Genomic DNA, 19,313 nt, shown 5'->3' with positions numbered 1-19,313 from the left:
CCGGTGGCCGGTCAGCGGCCGGTGGCCGGTCAGCGGCCGGCCGCGGCGAGCAGCCCCAGGAGCAGGTCGGCCTGCGCCTCGCGCTCGCGGCGACACTGCGCGGCGAGGTCCGAGCCGACCGCCTGGCGCAGCAGCGGCTTGAGGGCGCGCAGCGCCGGCGCGGGCGCGGCGACGAGGGACTCGGCGAGCGAGGACGTGGCGGTGTCGAGCTCGGCGGCGGCGACGACGACGGTGGCCAGGCCGAGCCGGTGGGCCTCCGCCGCGCCGACGGGCCGCCCGCTGGCGCAGATCTCCAGGGCCCGGGCGTAGCCGACGAGGTCGACGAGCGCCTTGGTCCCGCCGAGGTCCGGGACGAGTCCGAAGCCGATCTCCCGCATGGCGAGCGTCGCGTCGTCGGCGAGGACGCGCAGGTCCGCCGCGAGGGCCAGCTGGAACCCGGCTCCGAGCGCGTGGCCCTGCACGGCCGCCACGACGACGGCGTGGCACTCGCTCCACGCCGTGAACCCCTCCTGGTAGCGCGTCACCGCCGCCAGCAACGCCTCCCGGCCCTGCCGGGCCAGCTCCGTCAGCCGCTCCTCGCCCGGCACGCCGGCGGGCGTCAACATCCGCGTGTCGATCCCGGCCGAGAAGGAGGGGCCCGCCCCTCGCAGGACGACTACGCGGACCTCGTCCGGCACCGACCGGGCCTCCTCGGCCAGGGCCGCCCACAGCGAGGGCGTCTGCGCGTTGTGCCGCTCGGCGTGGTCGAGCGTGACGGTCCGCACGGCCCCGTCGGTCTCCACCCGCAGGTGGGGGTGACTCGTCATGGGCGCAGGGTAACCGTCACGCGAGCGAGACGAGCTCCCGGTAGTCCGGCCCCCACAGGTCCTCGACGCCGTCCGGCAGGAGCAGGATCCGCTCGGGCTCGAGCGCCTCGACCGCGCCCTCGTCGTGCGTCACGAGCACGACCGCTCCCTCGTAGGTGCGCAGCGCGCCGAGGATCTCTTCGCGGGAGGCCGGGTCCAGGTTGTTGGTGGGCTCGTCGAGGAGCAGCACGTTCGCCGAGGACACGACGAGCATCGCCAGCGACAGCCGCGTCTTCTCCCCGCCGGAGAGCACCCGGGCCGGCTTGGCCACGTCGTCACCCGAGAAGAGGAAGGAGCCGAGGACCTTGCGGACGTCGGTCTCCCCCAGGTCGGGGGCGGACGACTTCATGTTCTCCAGCACGGTCCGGTCGACGTCGAGGTTCTCGTGCTCCTGGGCGTAGTAGCCGAGCCGCAGCCCGTGCCCCGGCTCGACCTGGCCGGTGTCCGGCTCGTCCACCCCGGCGAGCATCCGCAGCAGCGTCGTCTTGCCCGCGCCGTTGAGCCCGAGGACCACGACCCGCGAGCCGCGGTCGATGGCGAGGTCGACGTCGGTGAAGACCTCGAGGGAGCCGTAGGACCGCGACAGGCCCGAGGCGCGCAGCGGCGTCTTGCCGCACGGCGCTGGCTTGGGGAACCGCAGCCGGGCCACCTTGTCGGAGACCCGCTCGCCCTCGACACCGGCGAGGAGCCGCTCGGCCCGCCTGGCCATGTTCTGCGCGGCGACCGCCTTGGTTGCCTTGGCCCGCATCTTGTCCGCCTGCGCGAGAAGGGCCCCCGCCTTCTTCTGGGCGTTGGCGAGCTCCCGCTTGCGGCGCCGCTCGTCGGTCTCGCGCTGCTGGAGGTAGGTCTTCCAGCCGACGTTGTAGACGTCGAGGGCGGCCCGGTTGGCGTCGAGGTGGAGCACCTTGTTGACGACGGCGTCGAGGAGGTCCCCGTCGTGACTGATGACGACGAGCCCGCCCTTGTAGGCGCGCAGGTACTCGCGCAGCCACACGATGGAGTCGGCGTCGAGGTGGTTGGTCGGCTCGTCGAGCAGCAGCGTCTCCGCGCCCGAGAAGAGGATCCGGGAGAGCTCCACGCGCCGGCGCTGCCCTCCCGACAGCGTCCCGAGCGGCTGCCCGAGCACCCGGTCGTCGAGCGCGAGGGCGCTCGCGATGGCCGCGGCCTCCGACTCGGCGGCATACCCACCCTGCGCGTCGAACTCCGCCTCGAGGCGGGCGTAGCGGCGCATCGCCTTGTCCCGCACCGCCTCGTCGTCGCTGCCCATGCGCGCCTCGGCCTCGCGCCGCTGCCGGACGATGACGTCGAGGCCGCGGGCGCTGAGCACGCGGTCCCGGGCCAGCATGTCGAGGTCGCCCGTGCGCGGGTCCTGCGGCAGGTAGCCCACGTCACCGGTCCGCGTCACCGTGCCGCCGGCCGGCTGCGCCTCGCCCGCCAGCACCTTGGTCAGCGTCGTCTTGCCCGCGCCGTTGCGCCCGACGAGCCCGATCCGGTCACCCGCGGAGACGCGGAAGCTGACGTCCTCCATGAGCAGGCGGGCCCCCGCCCGCAGCTCGATCCCGGTGGCGACGATCACGGCATACCCCTTTCGCGTGCCGCACTTCGTCAGCGGCCGACATCCCCCCTATTCTGCCAGCCCGTATGCCGTGCCCCGCACGCGTCGGGCGCGCACCCGGCGGGGGACGGCCTCTCCGGTAGCGTGGCCCAGCGTGACCGCCGCACTCACCGTCCGTGACATCTCCCCCGCCGAGCACCTCGCGTGGGTGCGTGCGCAGCCCTCCGTGAGCTTCCTGCAGACCCCGGCCTGGGGGGTCGTCAAGAGGGAGTGGCGGGCCGAGTCGATCGGGTGGTTCGACGGCGAGGAGCTGGTCGGGGCGGCGCTCGTGCTGCACCGGTCGCTGCCGAGGATCGGGCGGTCGCTCGCCTACATCCCGGAGGGGCCGTGCCTCGACTGGTCGTCTCCGCGGCTGCTGGAGATGCTCCGGGCACTGCGGGACCACCTCAAGGGCAAGAAGGCGTTCGCGCTGCGGATGGGGCCGCCCGTCGCGACCCACCGGTGGCGGCCCCTGACGATCAAGGAGTCGATCAGCGACGGCGGCGTGAGCCGCTACGACGAGGCCACGCCCGACGTCGTCGAGCCGGTCGGCACGGCCGTCGTCGAGCTGCTGCGCCGGCTCGGCTTCGAGCACCTCTCCACCGACGACGGCTTCACCGCCGGGCAGCCGGAGTACGTCTTCCAGATCCCGCTGGCGGGCCGGTCGGAGTCCGACCTGCTCGCCGGCATGAACCAGCTCTGGCGGCGCAACATCAAGAAGACGGAGCGCAACGGCGTGAGCGTCCGGGTCGGGGGGCCGGAGGACGTCGCGGCCTTCCACCGGGTCTACCTCGAGACCGCCGAGCGCGACCGGTTCACCCCGCGCCCACTCGAGTACTTCACCCGGATGTATGCCGCCCTCTCGGCCGAGGACCCGGACCGCATCCGCGTCTACCTCGCCGAGCACGACGGCGACGTCGTGGCCGGGGCGCTCTGGATCCGCGTCGGCGGCCACGCGTGGTATGCCTACGGCGCCTCGACCTCGGACAAGCGGGAGCTGCAGGGCTCGACCGCCCTGCAGTGGCGGATGATCCGCGACTCCCTGGCGGCCGGCGCCGCCGTCTACGACCTGCGGGGCATCACGACCACCCTCGACGCGGACAACCCGCACATTGGCCTCATCCGCTTCAAGGTGGGCACGGGCGGCGAGGCGGTGCGCCTCGCGGGCGAGTGGGACCTGCCGCTCAACCGCCTGCTCTACGCGGCCTTCTCGCTCTACCTGAGGAGGCGATGACCCGGTGAGCCTCACCCTCGTCGTCGACGTCGAGCGGTGGCGGGCGGCCCACGAGCGGGCATGCACCGAGCTGCCGGGCATCGTGCCCGTGGTCAAGGGCAACGGCTACGGCTTCGGCCGGGAGCTGCTGTGCCGGGAGGCCCAGCGCCTCGCCGTCCCCGTCATCGCGGTGGGGACGTATGCCGAGCTGCCCGACGCCCTCGCGGCCTTCGGGCACGACGTCCTCGTCCTCGAGCCCTACCGGCCGCCGGTCCACGGCGGCCTCAGCGACCTCGCGCACGAGCGCGTGCTGCACACCCTCACCTCGTCGGCCGACGTCGCCGACCTGCGGGACCGGGCCCCGGGGAGCCGCGTCGTCGTCGAAGGCCTCACGTCGATGAACCGCTTCGGCGCTCCGGTCGCCGGCCTCGGCGAGCTCGTGGGCGCCGCCGGCGCCGAGGGCGCGACCCTGCACCTGCCGCTCGGGACCGGGCACGTCGCCGAGATCAGCCGCTTCGTCGAGGCCGCGCCGCAGGTCACGCGGTGGTACGTCTCGCACGTCACCGGCCCCGAGCTGCTCGAGCTGGCGCGCCGCTTCCCCGACCGCGACTTCCTGCCCCGGGTCGGCACGGCGCTGTGGCTCGCCGACCGCACGGCATACGAGGTCCGGGCCCACGTGCTCGACGTGCGCCCGGTCGCCAGAGGTGACCGGGCCGGCTACCGCCAACGGCGGCTGCCGGCCGGCCACCTCGTCGTCGTCAGCGGCGGGACGTCGCACGGGGTGGCCATGGAGTCCCCGGCAGCCGCGGCGACGGTCCGCTCCCGGGCCGTCGCCGTCGCGGAGGGGCTGCTGGAGGCCGCCCACCGCGTGCGCTCACCCTTCACCGTGTCCGGCACGACGCCGCGGTTCGCCGAGCCGCCGCACATGCAGTGCAGCCTCCTCGCGCTGCCGGCCGGCGTGCCGCCCCCCGAGGTGGGCGACACGGTGCCCGTGCGGATGCGCCTGACCACCGCCTACCCGGATGCCGTCGAGCTCGCCTGAGACGACCGGCACCGGCTCGTCCTCGTCGGAGGATCTCCTCCGGTCCGCACGCTCGCTCCCCAGCAGGGCACGCCAAGGACTCGCGTTCTGCACCGTGCTCCGCCCTAGGGTGCTGGGCCGCCTCAGTCAGCGGCCCAGCGAGACGTCCACCAGGCGGAAGGCGCTGCACTCCGGGGGCAGCAGTGACGCATGGCCCCCCACGTCCTGACGCTGCTCGCTTCCGCCCTCGACCGCCTCACCGATCCGGACCGAGTGCCCGCCGCTCTCCACGCGAAGGTCGGCGCCTTCCCCCTGCAGGGTGGTGCCGGGCGGCCACACGATGACGCGCCCTGGCGAGTCTGCGGTGGCAGCCAGCCCGACGCACCGGCCGCCGAGCAGCCCCAGCCGGCCGCTGATGCCGACGCCGCTGGACGCCTGCACCAGAGACAGCGACCGACCGTCGACCACGGCCACGGCGCCACCGGACTCCTCGAGTCGGGGGGATGTCCACCATCTGAGGAAGAGCAGGACCACCGCCGCCAGGCCAATCACGGCGCCCGCGGCCACCAGCCACCTTCTCTTCACCATGCTTCCGGCCGCCTGCCGTTGCATCTCGACTCCCCTGTCTCCTCGTCCATGATCAAAGCCGTCCTGATCTGCCAGTGAAGGTCGAAGGGGTGCAATGTCCGGCGGTCAATGCCGTGCCCCATCGTGTCGTCCGATCGGAACTCCGATAGAGCAGCAGCCATCAACGCAGTTGAGGCGACCACCCACGGACCGAAGGGGGCCCATCGGGGGGCCTCGTTCCTGCATTCTCGCCTGTGCCCGCGGGCCGGAAACGCACGCGCATGCTGTCCCCGACAATGGCGCGCACGGCATCAACATCTGGGCCGCGCTGGGCCAGAACCTCGGAAGGGTCCCCGGCCCGTGAGGACAGTCGCACCAGCAGTCCGTCGTGGAGGATATCCGGCCCCCACCCGTCCACTGCGGAGGCAAAGTCCGGGTCACCTCGGAGGCGGCGTGCTTCCGCGAGCAGGTCCTCCAACGAATGAGTCACCGACCGCACGTGCACCGTAGCCGCACCAGCCGCGCGGGCCCGGATGTCGTTGACCTTGTCAAGGGCTGGCCCTGCCTCCTTGACGAAGACCTCGACTCCCGAGTAGTCCGAGCAGAATGCCACCCCGCTCAGGGAGCCAGGGAAGTCGTTTGCCTCACCCTGCAGCTCGTCGGCCGTGGCGGCCAGGGCCGGGGTCGGTTCACCAACCCAGCGCCGGCCCGCCATCCCATCGGAGAGATCCTGACAGTCACCCGCCGCGGACGCGACGCCCGCTGCCGGAGCGCCGAAACTGAAGGCGGCAAGGAGCCCCGCGGCCACCGCGATCCAATCCCTTCGTCTCCTGACCACGGACTGAGTCTCACAGGTTGCCGGCAGCCCCGTGGTGCTTGCACAGATCTTCGTCCCCGACGCTGGGGTCACAGGGGAGGCCGCACGGCACCGTAACGTGTCGCCGGTGAGCGACCCGTCGATCCCGGCCCAGCGCGACGCCTCGAGCAGGCCGACGCGGCTCTACGCGGCGTCGACCGCGGCCGTGCCCAACCCGGACCGAGGGTTCTACCACCACACCGAGACGCACGCGCGCGACGACGACTCCGGCTCGGTCGCCCTGGACGCGGAGCGGACGGGCCGGTGGCGGACCGAGGAGGGGGTGACCCTCGTGCACCGCACCTTCTATCTCGAGCGGTTCGTGGCCACGGACACCATCGACCGTCGCTTCCTGGCCTCGGTGGCCGCCGACCTCGCCGCCGCCCGCGGCGCGGGCGTCAAGCTCGTGGTCCGGTTCGCCTACTCCGCCGACTCCAGCCGCGACGCCCCCGTCGATCGCGTGGTGCGCCACATCGGCCAGCTCGCGCCGGTCCTCGGCGCGGACGCCGACGTCATCTCCGCGCTGCAGGCAGGTTTCATCGGGCGCTGGGGCGAGTGGTACTACACCGACAGCTTCTCCAGCGACCCGTCCAGGCCGTGGATGCTCACCGAGGCCGACTGGCAGGCCCGCTCCGCCGTGCTCACCACGCTGCTGGACGCGACGGATGCGACGGTGCCCGTGCAGGTGCGCTACCCGGGCATCGCCCAGCGCATCCTCGGCAGCGACTCGTCCGCCGGGGCGGCCCGGGTCGGGATCCACGACGACTGCTTCCTCGCTGGCACCGACGACTCCGGCACCTTCCGGTCCGAGGCCGACCGCGCCTGGCTGGCGGAGCGGACCCGCTCGGTCGTCCTCGGCGGTGAGACCTGCAGCGTCAACCCGCCCCGCTCCGAGTGGCCCTCAGCGCGGCGGGAGCTGGCGGCATACCACTGGACCTTCCTCAACGCCGACTACCACCCGGACGTGCTCGCCTCCTGGGGGACCGAGGGCCGGGCGGAGGCGGGGCGGTGCCTCGGCTACCGGCTCGTGCTCACCGAGAGCGCGGCCCCGACGTCGAGCGCCCCTGGCGCACCCGTCGTCCTCGACCTCACCCTGCGCAACGACGGGTATGCCGCGGTCCTGCGGGAGCGCGCGGCATACCTCGTCCTGCACAGCGCAGCGGCCACGTCGGTGGTGCGGCTGCCGCTCGACGTCCGCGCCGTGGCGCCCGGTGCGACGGTGACCTTCTCCGCCACGGTGGCGGCCCCGGCCGCCTCCGGCACCTACGACCTCGCGCTCTGGCTGCCGGACCCGTCGCCGCGGCTGTCGGCGGACCCGGCCTACGCGATCCGGTTGGCCAACGTCGGCACCTGGGACCCCTCCACCGGTCGCAACTCGCTCTGCAGGGGCATCGCGGTGACCGAGCCGATGACCTCGGCGTCGTCCCGCGACTCGACCGGCACGCCCACGAGACCGCCCAGCTCCTTGTAGAGCCGGTTGTAGGCGCCCATGGCGTCCTGCAGCTGGAAGAAGTTCTCGACCCGCGCGCGAGCGTTGTGCGCGAAGCGCACGTAGCCGTCGCGGTCAGCCATGGCGGCCTCCAGGGCGTCCGCCATCCCCGTGACGTCGCCGCCGGGGACGAGGAGGCCGCACGGACCGAGCGTGCGCCCACCTGGGGTCGTCAGCGGGTCCTCGACGAGCTGTTCCATGCCTCCCACGTTCGTGCCGACAACGGGGATCCCGGCGGTCATCGCCTCGAGGACCACCATCGGCTGGGCCTCGTTGTGGCTGGGCAGGACGAGCAGGTCGTAGTCCCCGAGCACCTCGAGGACGTCGACGGTCCCGTGGAAGGCGACGTAGTCCTCGACGCCGAGGGTCCGCACCTTGTCCAGGCAGGTGAGGTAGTAGTCGGGGTGGTGGTCCGTCGGGCCGAGAATGTCGAGCCGCAGGTCCGTGACCCCTCGCTCGACGAGCAGCGCGATGCTGGCGATGAGGTCGGTCAGGCCCTTGATGGGCACGACCCGGCCGACGTACGCCAGCCGCCACGTTCGCTGCGGACCGGCCGCCATGATGTCCGAGAGCGCCTGCATCCGCCGCTGGTAGACGTGCCGGAAGGACTGCACGGTCATCCCGTTGGGGATGACGACGCTCTTCTCGACGGGCGCGCCGAGGTCTGCCGCCTCCGTGATCGCCCGCGGGTACAGGTAGGTGATGGCCTGCGCCGAGGGGTAGCTGAAGCGGCCCATCTCGATCCACCAGGCCATCCACGCGCGCTCGCGGGGCGTCACGTCGGACTCGCGCCAGTCGTTCGCGGCCACCGTCAGGCCCAGGCTGCGGCCGAGCATGAAGTTGATGGTGTCCCGGACGTAGAGGTTGTGCTCCGTGAGCAGGAACGACGTGTCGTGCTGTCGGGCCCCGGCCGCACCGAGAAGGGCCGCGTAACCCGTGGTGTGCGCGTGGTAGACGCGCGCCCGGGGCAGGTCCTCGCCGAGGACGGCGCACGCCAGGGAGAAGAACTCGCGCAGCAGCCAGAACGTGTCGGTGAGGGGCAGGCCGAGGGAGGACAGCCGCTCGCCCGCCGCGACCATGAACTCCTTGGTGCCGAGGAGGGCCCAGAGGGGGTAGCGGCGCGTGCGCGGGTTCATGCCCTCGTCGTAGAGCCGCCAGAGCGGTGCGACGTCGCCCGCGACGGCCGACTGCAGGGCGTCGAGCAGCCGGTGCGACAGCTCCCGGCGGCCTCGCGCCCGCATGCCGAGGTCGCTGGGCGTCAGCCGCCGGAAGTCCTCGTCGTGCTCGGCCATGCTGAGGTAGACGGGCCGCACCCACCGGACGTTGTCCGGGAGTCCGTAGAGGTCCTCGCTCGGCGACGTGGAGTCCCACGTGATGTGGATGATCCCGAAGGTGAGGTCCTGGTTGCTCGAGATGATGTCGTGGATGACGGCCGACACACCGCCCTTGAGGTAGGGGTAGGTGGACTCGGCGATGATGGCCACGTCGACGTCGGGGTAGTCGACGTGGAGCTCGACGTCGCGTGGAGCGGGGGGCACATGCATGACGTTCTCCTTCGGGGAGCCCCAGGGCTCCCTGGACTGAGAGGAGTCCGCGGACTCCGGTACGTGAGGGGCGGCCGAGATGAGCTGGGCCGAGTAGGTGTGGGCGTGCGGGGCGGGCCAGCGGGGCCGCAGCCGGCGCAGCCGCGGAGCTGGCGTCACCATGCTGTGGCGTGGCGCCAGAAGAGGGCGTACTCAGAGGAGCGCCAGTGGCCGAGGCACCGGCTGAGCGCCGTGAGGAAGACGAGCAGCTCGGCGGCGATGAGACCGAGGTAGAGCGTCGGGCCCGGCGGCAGCGCGAGGAACGCCGTGGCCGACACGAGCAGATGGGCCCCGCCGAGCAGGTCCGCCTCGCGGTACTGGCCGACGTACTCGAGCTTGTAGCAGAGCAGCGTCGTCATCAGGAAGAGCCAGGAGGCCGCGGCGACGCTGGCGACGAAGGGCATCGACGCACCGGTCCAGTCCGCGAGCGCCACCGTGAACCCGACGAGGAGGGCGCCCACGAGGGCCGTGCGCCGCAGCGAGCCGGTCACGACACCGGCGAGGACGCGCGAGCGCCGCGCCAGGCCGTCGTGCGGCTCGTTCTCCATCGCGGTCCGGAAGTCAAGCACGGCGTCGTCGAAGTCCGGCGCGAGCCGGACGAAGTAGTAGTTGTAGGCGAGGACGGACGGCAGGATTGCGAGGAACACTGTGCCGACAGCGAATTCGCCCCGCGTCCGCAGGAACAGGAAGACCAGGTGCGACCACAGCACCCCGCCCGCCAGCAGGCCCCGCGCCACGTCGCGTGCCACGCCGCCGTGCGGCAGCCGCACGGGACGGAGCACTCGCCGCAGGGCGTGCCGGAGCGGGACGAGCTGCGTCAGCAACCCGGCCACCGGCGGCAGGAACCATGCCTGCGGGACGAGGAACAGAGCGGCCGCGTAGGCGACCCACGCGCTTGCCCACAGCACGCGGTCCCGAGCGACGTTGGCGAGGACCAGCGACTGGGCGAAGGCCGCGTGCAGCACACCGAGGAGCACGTATGTCGCCATCGCCTGCAGCGGCCAACGCAGCAGGAGCGCGACCGGCAGCGCGAAGGCCAGGAGCACCGGGGCCGTGTGCAGGAACGCGCTCGGCCAGACGTCGCAGAACCGCGACCGGGCGGCCCCGAGGTCGCCGGGCACGAGGTCGGCCAGTGCGCGGTAGAGCGGCAGGCACACGGCCATGCTGAGCCACGGCGCGGCCAGAGATGACGCGAGCAGCAGCGTGGTCAGGGAGACCCCGCCGACCTGCGACGCGCCGATCCGGCCCGCAGCCGCAGGGAAGATCGCGCTGAGCAGCAGCACCGGCGACAGCTGCAGCACGAGCTGGACCGCGGGCCGGGCCACGACCTGGCGGATGAGCAGGAGCAAGGCCGTCAGCGCTGGAGAGGCGGCGTCCTGAGGACGGCGACGGACACGTTCGGGCATGACAAATTCCCCCCGGAAGTCGAAATGACAAAGTTGACCCCAGGCCCGCGTCCACGACGGCCCCCCACCAGGACCCGTGTCGAGCGCGAACCTCATGCGGCCGTCACCTCATGGCGACGACCACGACGCAGCTCGGTTGGGCGCGAACGTTTTCCGCCGACCCGCTGCCGCCAAAGGCGGCAGGACGTGGTCGCAGGTCACGTTGCGCCGTGCCTGAGCTGCATCCCCCGACGTGCCGCGAGGACCGCGACCCGTCATGTACCCCGACGTTCCCCCTGAATCCCGGCTCTCCCACAAGGGCCGAGAAAGATCGTCATTGCCAGCGGCACTGGTGCACCTCCGACAACACGGTCAATCTAGCCCAATTGGTGTTTGTCAAGAGGGAAAATCGCGGAACTCCATCGAAGAGGCCCGGCCGGGACGCCGACTAGTGTGGGCGTGCGACCGAGCCCGAGGGAGAAAGCAGGCAGATGAGCTTCAACGAGGACGCGCAGCTCGACACCTCCCAGGTCGAGAGCGGCGGCGGTGGCGGCTACGGGGGTGGCGGTGGTGGATTCCCGGGAGGCATCCAGGTCGGCGGCGGCATCGGCGGCCTCGTTCTGCTCGTCCTCGCGCTGGTCTTCGGCGGCCAGAACCTGCTCGGTGGAGGCGGGGTCGGCGACACGAGCGGCGGCAATCAGGGGCTGCCCGGGCAGCAGCTGCAGGCCGAGCAGGTGGGCGCGGCCGGAGAGGTGCGCTCCTCGAGCTTCTCCCAGTGCAAGAGCGGCGCCGACGCCAACCGCAACGACGTGTGCCTCATCATCGCGACCGTCAACAGCGTCCAGGACTACTGGGGCAAGACCCTGCCGAAGTACTCGATGAACTACGAGATGGCCCGGACCGTCATCTACCAGGGACGGACGCAGTCGGCGTGCGGCACGGCGAGCAACCAGGTCGGCCCGTTCTACTGCCCGCTCGACGCCAAGGTCTACGTCGACGCCTCCTTCTTCGCCGAGCTGACGAGCAAGTTCGGGGCGGACGGCGGGCAGCTGGCCAAGGAATACGTCATCGCCCACGAGTACGGCCACCACGTCCAGGACCTCCTCGGCATCCTCAACAAGGCCCAGCAGGATCCGCAGGGCCCCAACTCGGGTTCGGTCCGCATGGAGCTCATGGCCGACTGCCTCGCGGGCACGTGGGTCAAGCACGCCACGGAGACGACCGACGCGCAGGGCCGCACCATGCTCAAGCCGATCACCCAGCAGGACATCGAGTCGGCCCTGTCGGCGGCGTCGGCCGTCGGTGACGACCGGATCCAGCAGAAGACCCAGGGCCGGGTCACGCCCGAGTCGTGGACCCACGGCTCGGCGCGGGCGCGGATGACGTGGTTCACCCGGGGCTGGGAGACCGGCGACCTCAACCAGTGCAACACCTTCGGGGTCGACACCGTCAGCTGACCTCTCCCCCCAGTTGTCTGGGAGGTGGGGTATCGCTATAGCGCTACCTGGCCCCCCAGTTGTCTGGGAGGTGGGGATCGGTGAGCACGACGCGCAGCGCCCGGCCGCGCCGCAGCGCCGCCTCGAGGACGGTGCGGTCGGGGTCCCGCAGGTCGGGCAGCTCCCGGCGCGGAAGGACCCGCAGCGCCCGCAGGGCCGGGGCGTCGAGGACCTCCCGGACGAGGGTGCGGTCTCCACCGACGACGAGCCCGTGCGGTATGCCGCTCGCTCCTCGGGACGGGGACTCGGCGTGCCCGAGCAGGATCCGGCGGGCGTGGTCGGCCACGGCGGCCACGAGCTCGTCGGCCTGGTTGCGGCGGCGGCGCGCGTAGCGTTGCTGCGACCACCCACCGGCCGCGGTGCGCGACTGCACCCGGCGGGTGCCCACCTTGGAGGCGAGCAGGCGTGGCCCGCGGGCCAGGCCCACGGCATACCCTCCGCGGCGGACGAGGACCAGCCCGAGGGGGTCGTGCTCGAAGCCCTGGGCGGTGGCCGTGGCGCCGTCCGCGGCGAGGACCCGCAGAAGCGCTGCGTCGCCCGTGGCGGAACGCTCGACGTCGACGGGGCCGTGCCGGGCGACGAAGCCCGCCACCCACCGGTCCCACCGTCCCGGGTCGACCTCGACGACCCGGCCGCTCATGCCCGTCCTGGGCTCCGCCCCAGGGGCGCCCTCAGAGGTTGAAGCCGAGCGCGCGCAGCTGCTCGCGCCCGTCCTCGGTGATCTTGTCCGGGCCCCACGGCGGCATCCACACCCAGTTGATCCGGTGCGTCGCGACCAGGCCCTCGAGGGCCTGCGCGGTCTGGTCCTCGATGACGTCCGTGAGCGGGCACGCCGCCGAGGTCAACGTCATGTCGATGACCGCATGGGCCTGCTGGTCGACGGTGATGCCGTAGACGAGGCCGAGGTCGACGACGTTGATGCCGAGCTCGGGGTCGACGACGTCGCGCAGGGCCTCCTCGACGTCTGCGACGTTGGGCGGCGTGGTGGTCTGGCTCATGACTGCGCTCCTTGCGTGGCGGGGGCGGTGAGGCGGTGGAGGTCGACGCCGGCGCGGGCGAGGGCGTCGGTGAAGGCGGTCCAGCCGAGCAGGGCGCACTTGACCCGCGCGGGATAACGGGAGACACCGGCGAAGGCGACGCCGTCCCCGAGGACCTCCTCGTCGCCCTCGACCTGGCCGCGGGAGGTCAGCATGTCTCGCATCGCGGCGACGGTGTCGAGGGCCTGCGCGACCGGTCGGCCGATGAGCTCCTCGGCGAGCACCGACGTCGACGCGACCGAGATGGAGCAGCCCTGGGCGGCATACGACACGTCCCTGACGACGGCGTCCTCGCCGGTGCCGGCCAGGTCGACGCGGAGGGTCACCTCGTCGCCGCAGGTGGGGTTGATGTGGTGCACCTCGGCGATGTGCGGGTCGCGCAGCCCGGCGTGCCGGGGGCGCTTGGAGTGCTCGAGGATGAGCTCCTGATAGAGGTCCACGTCAACCGACCTCCGCCGCCGTGCGCGGACCGGGGTCCGCCGGCACGTCGATGCCGAAGATGGTGGGCACGCGGTCGAGGGCCTCGACGAGCGTGTCGACGTCCGCCGGAGTGTTGTGCACGGCGAAGGAGGCACGGGTCGTGGCCGTCACGCCGAGGACCCGGTGCAGCGGCCACGCGCAGTGGTGGCCGACGCGCACGGCCACGCCGGCGTCGTCGAGCACCTGGCCGACGTCGTGGGGGTGCACGCCCTCGACGACGAACGCCACCGCACCGCCCCGGGGCACGCCCGCCGGGGGGCCGACGACCCGCACCCACGGACGCGCGGCGAGCGCGGCGAGGAGCCGCTCGACGAGCGCGGCCTCGTGCGCGGCGATCCGCATGAGGCCGATCCGCTCGACCCACGCGACGGCGGCGGCGAGCCCCACGGCCTGCGCGGCGTTGGGCACCCCGGCCTCGAACTTCTGCGGCGCCGGCGCCCACGTCGAGCGCTCCATCGTCACGAGCTCGATCATCGACCCGCCCGTGAGGAACGGCGGCATGACGTCGAGGAGCTCCGCGCGGCCCCACAGGGCGCCCACCCCCATCGGGCCGTACAGCTTGTGGCCGCTGAAGGCGAGGAAGTCGGCGCCGAGCGCCGCGACGTCGACCGGCAGGTGCGGCACGGACTGGCAGGCGTCGACGACGACCAGGGCCCCCACGGCGTGCGCCCGCTCGGCGAGCTGCGCCACGGGGTTGATGGTGCCGAGCACGTTGGACACGTGGGCGACGGCGAAGACCTTGGTGCGCTCGGTGAGCAGCTCGTCGAGGCGCCCGAGGTCGAGCCGGCCGTCCGCGGTGACGGGCACCCACCGCAGGGTCGCCCCGGTGCGCCGGCAGAGCTCCTGCCAGGGAACGAGGTTGGCGTGGTGCTCCATCTCGGTGACGAGCACCTCGTCACCGGGGCCGAGGGTGAAGCGCTCGTCCTTGGGCGCGTCCGTGGGAGCCGTGTTGGAGAAGGCGTAGGCGACGAGGTTGATCGCCTCGGTGGCGTTGCGGGTGAAGACCAGCTCGGCCGCGGGCGCGCCGATGAAGCGCGCGATCGCCTCGCGCGCGCCCTCGAAGGCGTCGGTGGCCTCCTCGGCCAGCTGGTGCGCCCCTCGATGCACCGCCGCGTTGGACCGCTCGTAGAAGCTGCGCTCGGCGTCCAGGACCGCGCGGGGCTTGTGCGACGTGGCGCCCGAGTCGAGATAGACCAGGGGCACGCCGCCGCGCACGGTGCGCTCCAGGATCGGGAACTCGCCGCGGATCGCGGTGAGCTCCCGCTCCGGGAGCAACGTCGGGACGCCGGTCATGTCAGACCCGCGCGGTGGTGAAGCGGTCGTAGCCCTCGTCCTCCAGGCGGTCGGCGAGCTCCGGACCGCCCTCCTCGACGATCCGCCCGTCGACGAACACGTGGACGAAGTCGGGCTGGATGTAGCGCAGGATCCGCGTGTAGTGGGTGATGAGCAGGACCCCCAGCGCGTTGTCGCTCTTGGCGCGGTTGACGCCCTCGGACACGACCTTGAGCGCGTCGACGTCGAGGCCGGAGTCGGTCTCGTCGAGGATGGCCATCTTGGGCTTCAGCAGCTCGAGCTGGAGGATCTCGTGCCGCTTCTTCTCACCACCGGAGAAGCCCTCGTTGACGTTGCGCTCGGCGAAGGTCGGGTCCATGCGCAGGTTACCCATGGCGTCCTTGACGTCCTTGACCCACGTGCGCAGCTTGGGGGCGTGCCCGTCGATGGCGGTCTTGGCGGTGCGCAGGAAGTTGCTCACGGTGACGCCCGGCACCTCGACGGGATACTGCATGGCGAGGAAGAGGCCGGCGCGCGCCCGCTCGTCGACGGTCATGGACAGCACGTCCTCGCCGTCGAGCGTCACGGTGCCGCCCGTGATGGTGTACTTCGGGTGGCCGGCGATGCTGTAGGCGAGCGTGGACTTGCCGGACCCGTTCGGGCCCATGAGGGCGTGGGTCTCCCCCGACCTCACCGTGAGGTCGACCCCGCGCAGGATCTCCTTGGGGCCGTCCTCGGTCGCGACCGAGACCGTCAGCCCCTTGATCTCGAGCGTGTGCTGCGTCGTCATCGGGTCAGTTCTCCTTCGTGGGGGTGCTGTCGGTGGAGGCGTATGCCGTCGCCGCGAGCTCCTGCTCGATCGCGGTGTGCATCGCGTCGCGGAGGTCGGCGAGCGGGATCGCGCGGATGATGTCGGCGAAGAAGCCGCGGACCACGAGCCGTTTCGCCTCGTCTTCCGGTATGCCGCGGGCCTGCAGGTAGAACAGCTGCAGGTCGTCGAACCGGCCCGTGGCCGAGGCGTGTCCGGCGCCGGCGATCTCGCCGGTCTCGATCTCGAGGTTGGGCACCGAGTCGGCGCGGGCGCCCTCGGTGAGGACCAGGTTGCGGTTGACCTCGTAGGTGTCGGTGCCCTCGGCCTCGGCGCGGATGAGCACGTCGCCGACCCAGACGGTGCGAGCGTTCTCACCCTGGAGCGCGCCCTTGTAGGTGATGTGGCTCGCGCACTGCGGCGCGTTGTGGTCGACGAAGGAGCGGTGCTCCAGGTGCTGGCCGGCGTCGGCGAAGTAGACCCCGAGCAGCGTCGCGTCGCCGCCGGGACCGGCATACCGCACGTTGGTCGCGAGCCGGACGAGGCGGCCACCCAGGCTCACGGCGACGTGCCGGAAGGTGGCGTCGCGACCGACGAGCGCGTCGTGCTCGGCGACGTGGATGGCGTCGTCGTCCCAGCGCTGGACCGTGACGAGGGTGAGGTCCGAGCCCTCCCCGGAGACCACGGAGAGCAGCTCGGAGTACTGCGCGCTGCCCTGGTGCTCGACGACGACGGTGGCGCGCGAGTGCCGCCCGGTCCGCACGACGATGTGGCCCTGGGCCGCCTCCGAGCCCTGGCCGGTGAGGCGGATGCGCACCGGCTCGGTCAGCTCCGCCTCGACGGGGACGTCGACGAGCGTGGCGTCACCGGTCCCGGCGGCGAGGGCGGCCGGTCGGTCCTGGGGGGCGAGGATGCCGAGCTCGCGGGCCGCGGCCTCGGGGATCCGGGAGACGGTCACGCCCTCGGGCAGCTCGGCATCCCACCGCAGCTCCCCGGTCGCGCCCTCGGCGAAGAGGGGTGCGAGGGCGCGGACGGGCGTGAAGCGCCACTCCTCCTCGCGGCCGGTCGGGACCGGGAAGTCGGCCACGTCGAAGGACGTGGTGCGCTCCGCGCGCGACGCGGCGGGGACCAGCCCGGCGCCGTCCCCTCTCGCCCCGGTGGGCCGAGTGGGCGGGGCGGACTCCGTGGGCCCACTGGGCGCGGTGGCCCGGGAACGGTCGGCGCGGTCGGCGCCGACCGTCTCGGTCGTGTCAGCCAGCAGACCCATCAGCCGACGGCCCCTTCCATCTGGAGCTCGATGAGGCGGTTGAGCTCGAGGGCGTACTCCATCGGCAGCTCGCGCGCGATGGGCTCGATGAAGCCGCGCACGATCATCGCCATCGCCTCGTCCTCGGCCAGGCCGCGGGACATGAGGTAGAAGAGCTGGTCCTCGCTCACCTTCGACACCGTGGCCTCGTGCCCCATGGACACGTCGTCCTCGCGGATGTCGTTGTAGGGATACGTGTCGGAGCGGCTGATGGTGTCGACGAGCAGCGCGTCGCAGCGCACCGTGGACGCGGAGTGGTGCGCGCCCTCGAGGACCTGGACGAGGCCGCGGTACGAGGCCCGGCCGCCGCCGCGGGCCACCGACTTGCTCACGATCGAGCTGCTCGTGTGCGGGGCGGCGTGGACCATCTTGGAGCCGGTGTCCTGGTGCTGGCCCTCCCCGGCGAAGGCGATCGAGAGCGTCTCGCCCTTGGCGTGCTCGCCGAGGAGGAACACGGCCGGGTACTTCATCGTCACCTTGGAGCCGATGTTGCCGTCGACCCACTCCATCGTCGCGCCCGCTTCGCACGTGGCGCGCTTGGTCACGAGGTTGTAGACGTTGTTGGACCAGTTCTGGATCGTCGTGTAGCGGACCCGGGCGTTCTTCTTGACGATGATCTCGACGACGGCGGAGTGCAGCGAGTCCGACTTGTAGATCGGCGCGGTGCAGCCCTCGACGTAGTGCACGTAGGAGCCCTCGTCGGCGATGATGAGGGTCCGCTCGAACTGGCCCATGTTCTCGGTGTTGATCCGGAAGTAGGCCTGCAGCGGGATGTCGACGTGCACGCCCGGCGGCACGTAGATGAACGACCCCCCGGACCACACGGCCGTGTTGAGCGCGGCGAACTTGTTGTCGCCGACCGGGATCACCGTCGCGAAGTGCTCGCGGAAGACGTCCTCGTGCTCCTTGAGGGCCGTGTCGGTGTCGAGGAAGATCACGCCCTTCGCCTCGAGGTCCTCGCGGATCTGGTGGTAGACGACCTCCGACTCGTACTGCGCGGCGACGCCGGCCACGAGCCGCTGCTTCTCGGCCTCGGGGATGCCCAGCCGGTCGTAGGTGTTCTTGATCTCCTCCGGCAGCTCGTCCCAGGTGGTGGCCTGCTTCTCGGTCGACTTGACGAAGTACTTGATGTTCTGGAAGTCGATGCCGGTGAGGTCAGAGCCCCACGTCGGCATGGGCTTCTTGCCGAAGAGCGAGAGGCCCTTGAGGCGCAGCCTCGTCATCCACTCCGGCTCGCCCTTGCGCGCCGAGATGTCGCGCACGACCTCCTCGTTGAGCCCACGCCGGGCCGCTGACCCCGCCACGTCGGTGTCGGCCCAGCCGTACTCGTAGCGGCCAAGGTCCTTCAGGCCCGGGTTGCGCTCCTCGATGTTGGTGCTCATGAAGAGAACCTCTCCTTGGTGTGATCGGTCTGGGTGCGGACCACGGCGGTGGTCGGGATGAACGTGGTGCAGACGTGGTTGCCGCCGGCGAGCGTGGCGAGGCGCTGGACGTGGACCCCGAGCATCCTCGAGAACGCGTCGGCCTCGGCCTCGCAGAAGGACGGGAACTCCTCGGCGACCGACTGCACCGGGCAGTGACCCTGGCACAGCTGGATGCCGGTGAGCGCGCTGGCCCCGACGGGCCGGGCGGTGGCGGCGAACCCGTCGTCGCTGAGGGCCTGCACGAGCGCCTGGGCCCGTGCAGGCAGGTCGCTGCCGACGGTCGCGAGGCGGGCGGCATACCGCTCTTCGAGGACCGCCAGGCGCTCCCGGGCGAAGCCGGCGACCGCGTCCGGGCCGACCCGCTCGGCGAGGTAGCGCAGCACCTCGACGGCGAGGGCGTCGTAGTCGGTCTCGAGCGAGCGGTGGCCCGCCTCGGAGACGACGTAGGCGCGGGCCGGACGTCCCCGCCCGCGCGGGGCGGACGACGGCTCGTGCGCCACGACCATTCCCTGGTCCACGAGCGCGTCGAGGTGACGCCGGACCGCGGCCGGGGTCAGGTGCAGGTGGCGGCCGAGCTCGGCGGCGGTGATGGGGCCGTCCGCGGACACCATGTGCAGGACGCGCGAGCGGGTGCGCGACTCCAGGGGCGAGGAGTGGTCCCCGTCCCTGGCCGCACGCGTCTCATGCTCGGCGATAAACACAACACCATTGTGACGTAAATACCTGACGGTCTCCACTCCGCCCCCCACGGGGGCATCGCGCGGCGCGGCATACGGGCTAGTACGCCGCCTCGTCCTCGTCGTCCTCGGCGGCGGGCATCAGGACGGACGGGCTCTTGCGGCGCGGGGGCGCGACGGAGTCGGGGCCGAAGAGGCGCCGGCGCACCGGGGCCGTGATCCAGCCCAGGGGCGAGGTGAGGAGGTAGCCGTAGGCGATG

At 72.2% G+C, this 19,313-nt stretch carries 16 protein-coding genes and 1 pseudogene; 4 read left to right on the top strand and 13 right to left on the bottom strand.

The genetic code is table 11. The features are described from left to right. Positions 1-29 precede the first annotated feature (29 nt). The gene (locus VFJ94_RS06090) at positions 30-806 is read right to left on the bottom strand and encodes an enoyl-CoA hydratase/isomerase family protein (RefSeq protein WP_325003304.1); all 777 of its coding nucleotides are present in this window, start codon (positions 804-806) and stop codon (positions 30-32) included. A 16-nt stretch (positions 807-822) separates the two neighbouring features. Beyond that, a complete protein-coding gene (locus tag VFJ94_RS06085; RefSeq protein ID WP_325003303.1) occupies positions 823-2,421 on the bottom strand; it encodes an ABC-F family ATP-binding cassette domain-containing protein in 1,599 nt (532 codons plus the stop codon). A gap of 133 nt (positions 2,422-2,554) precedes the next feature. Between VFJ94_RS06085 and VFJ94_RS06080 the strand changes: the two genes are divergently transcribed. Continuing rightward, a complete protein-coding gene (locus VFJ94_RS06080) occupies positions 2,555-3,673 on the top strand; it encodes a lipid II:glycine glycyltransferase FemX (protein ID WP_325003302.1) in 1,119 nt (372 codons plus the stop codon). Between the two features lie 4 nt (positions 3,674-3,677). Beyond that, complete coding sequence (locus VFJ94_RS06075) at positions 3,678-4,694, top strand: alanine racemase (protein WP_325003301.1); 1,017 nt, start codon at positions 3,678-3,680, stop codon at positions 4,692-4,694. Positions 4,695-4,820: 126 nt separating this feature from the next. Here the strand turns inward: VFJ94_RS06075 and VFJ94_RS06070 are convergent, their stop codons facing one another. Next, the gene (locus VFJ94_RS06070; protein ID WP_325003300.1) at positions 4,821-5,240 is read right to left on the bottom strand and encodes a hypothetical protein; all 420 of its coding nucleotides are present in this window, start codon (positions 5,238-5,240) and stop codon (positions 4,821-4,823) included. Between the two features lie 869 nt (positions 5,241-6,109). On the opposite strand from VFJ94_RS06070, the pseudogene VFJ94_RS06065 reads away from it, so the two are divergent. Further along, positions 6,110-7,378: pseudogene (locus VFJ94_RS06065) on the top strand (DUF4832 domain-containing protein); the annotation flags it as partial. Positions 7,379-7,416: 38 nt separating this feature from the next. Here VFJ94_RS06065 and pelF read toward each other — a convergent pair. Continuing rightward, the gene (pelF, locus tag VFJ94_RS06060) at positions 7,417-9,129 is read right to left on the bottom strand and encodes a GT4 family glycosyltransferase PelF (protein WP_325003299.1); all 1,713 of its coding nucleotides are present in this window, start codon (positions 9,127-9,129) and stop codon (positions 7,417-7,419) included. A gap of 155 nt (positions 9,130-9,284) precedes the next feature. Continuing rightward, positions 9,285-10,574, bottom strand: coding sequence for a hypothetical protein (locus VFJ94_RS06055; protein WP_325003298.1), 1,290 nt, complete (start codon positions 10,572-10,574; stop codon positions 9,285-9,287). A gap of 470 nt (positions 10,575-11,044) precedes the next feature. Between VFJ94_RS06055 and ypfJ the strand changes: the two genes are divergently transcribed. Continuing rightward, positions 11,045-12,010, top strand: coding sequence for a KPN_02809 family neutral zinc metallopeptidase (gene ypfJ / locus VFJ94_RS06050; protein WP_325003297.1), 966 nt, complete (start codon positions 11,045-11,047; stop codon positions 12,008-12,010). Positions 12,011-12,053: 43 nt separating this feature from the next. On the opposite strand, the gene VFJ94_RS06045 is transcribed toward ypfJ, so the two are convergent. The 8 genes from VFJ94_RS06045 to VFJ94_RS06010 are packed head-to-tail and all read right to left on the bottom strand — an operon-like array spanning position 12,054 to position 19,077. Further along, positions 12,054-12,689, bottom strand: a complete 636-nt coding sequence (locus tag VFJ94_RS06045) for an acVLRF1 family peptidyl-tRNA hydrolase (protein ID WP_325003296.1) — start codon at positions 12,687-12,689, stop codon at positions 12,054-12,056. A gap of 31 nt (positions 12,690-12,720) precedes the next feature. Then, a complete protein-coding gene (locus VFJ94_RS06040; protein WP_325003295.1) occupies positions 12,721-13,047 on the bottom strand; it encodes a metal-sulfur cluster assembly factor in 327 nt (108 codons plus the stop codon). Beyond that, a complete protein-coding gene (gene sufU, locus VFJ94_RS06035) occupies positions 13,044-13,526 on the bottom strand; it encodes a Fe-S cluster assembly sulfur transfer protein SufU (protein WP_325003294.1) in 483 nt (160 codons plus the stop codon). The genes VFJ94_RS06040 and sufU overlap by 4 nt, the downstream gene beginning before the upstream one ends. Position 13,527: 1 nt before the next feature. Further along, a complete protein-coding gene (locus tag VFJ94_RS06030) occupies positions 13,528-14,859 on the bottom strand; it encodes a SufS family cysteine desulfurase (RefSeq protein WP_325003293.1) in 1,332 nt (443 codons plus the stop codon). A gap of 1 nt (position 14,860) precedes the next feature. Next, positions 14,861-15,628, bottom strand: coding sequence for a Fe-S cluster assembly ATPase SufC (gene sufC, locus VFJ94_RS06025; RefSeq protein WP_325003292.1), 768 nt, complete (start codon positions 15,626-15,628; stop codon positions 14,861-14,863). Positions 15,629-15,632: 4 nt separating this feature from the next. Then, on the bottom strand, positions 15,633-16,913 hold the full coding sequence (gene sufD, locus VFJ94_RS06020) for a Fe-S cluster assembly protein SufD (protein ID WP_325003291.1): 1,281 nt from the start codon (positions 16,911-16,913) through the stop codon (positions 15,633-15,635). Next, positions 16,913-18,334, bottom strand: coding sequence for a Fe-S cluster assembly protein SufB (gene sufB / locus VFJ94_RS06015; protein WP_325003290.1), 1,422 nt, complete (start codon positions 18,332-18,334; stop codon positions 16,913-16,915). Before sufB ends, sufD begins: the two co-directional genes overlap by 1 nt. Next, the gene (locus tag VFJ94_RS06010; protein WP_325003289.1) at positions 18,331-19,077 is read right to left on the bottom strand and encodes a helix-turn-helix transcriptional regulator; all 747 of its coding nucleotides are present in this window, start codon (positions 19,075-19,077) and stop codon (positions 18,331-18,333) included. Before VFJ94_RS06010 ends, sufB begins: the two co-directional genes overlap by 4 nt. Positions 19,078-19,313: the final 236 nt, after the last annotated feature.

It is taken from the genome of Intrasporangium sp., assembly GCF_035688975.1.
Lineage (GTDB): Bacteria > Actinomycetota > Actinomycetes > Actinomycetales > Dermatophilaceae > CALMNV01.
This window is presented reverse-complemented; position numbering and strand designations above follow the sequence as displayed.

What these genes read in the sequence shown, in the direction of transcription:
- pelF (WP_325003299.1), bottom strand. Translation starts at nt 9,129, where the DNA reads ATGCATGTGCCCCCCGCTCCACGCGACGTCGAGCTCCACGTCGACTAC.
- ypfJ (WP_325003297.1), top strand. Translation starts at nt 11,045, where the DNA reads ATGAGCTTCAACGAGGACGCGCAGCTCGACACCTCCCAGGTCGAGAGC.
- sufB (WP_325003290.1), bottom strand. Translation starts at nt 18,334, where the DNA reads ATGAGCACCAACATCGAGGAGCGCAACCCGGGCCTGAAGGACCTTGGC.
- VFJ94_RS06045 (WP_325003296.1), bottom strand. Translation starts at nt 12,689, where the DNA reads ATGAGCGGCCGGGTCGTCGAGGTCGACCCGGGACGGTGGGACCGGTGG.
- sufD (WP_325003291.1), bottom strand. Translation starts at nt 16,913, where the DNA reads ATGGGTCTGCTGGCTGACACGACCGAGACGGTCGGCGCCGACCGCGCC.
- sufC (WP_325003292.1), bottom strand. Translation starts at nt 15,628, where the DNA reads ATGACGACGCAGCACACGCTCGAGATCAAGGGGCTGACGGTCTCGGTC.
- VFJ94_RS06030 (WP_325003293.1), bottom strand. Translation starts at nt 14,859, where the DNA reads ATGACCGGCGTCCCGACGTTGCTCCCGGAGCGGGAGCTCACCGCGATC.
- VFJ94_RS06090 (WP_325003304.1), bottom strand. Translation starts at nt 806, where the DNA reads ATGACGAGTCACCCCCACCTGCGGGTGGAGACCGACGGGGCCGTGCGG.
- VFJ94_RS06055 (WP_325003298.1), bottom strand. Translation starts at nt 10,574, where the DNA reads ATGCCCGAACGTGTCCGTCGCCGTCCTCAGGACGCCGCCTCTCCAGCG.
- VFJ94_RS06040 (WP_325003295.1), bottom strand. Translation starts at nt 13,047, where the DNA reads ATGAGCCAGACCACCACGCCGCCCAACGTCGCAGACGTCGAGGAGGCC.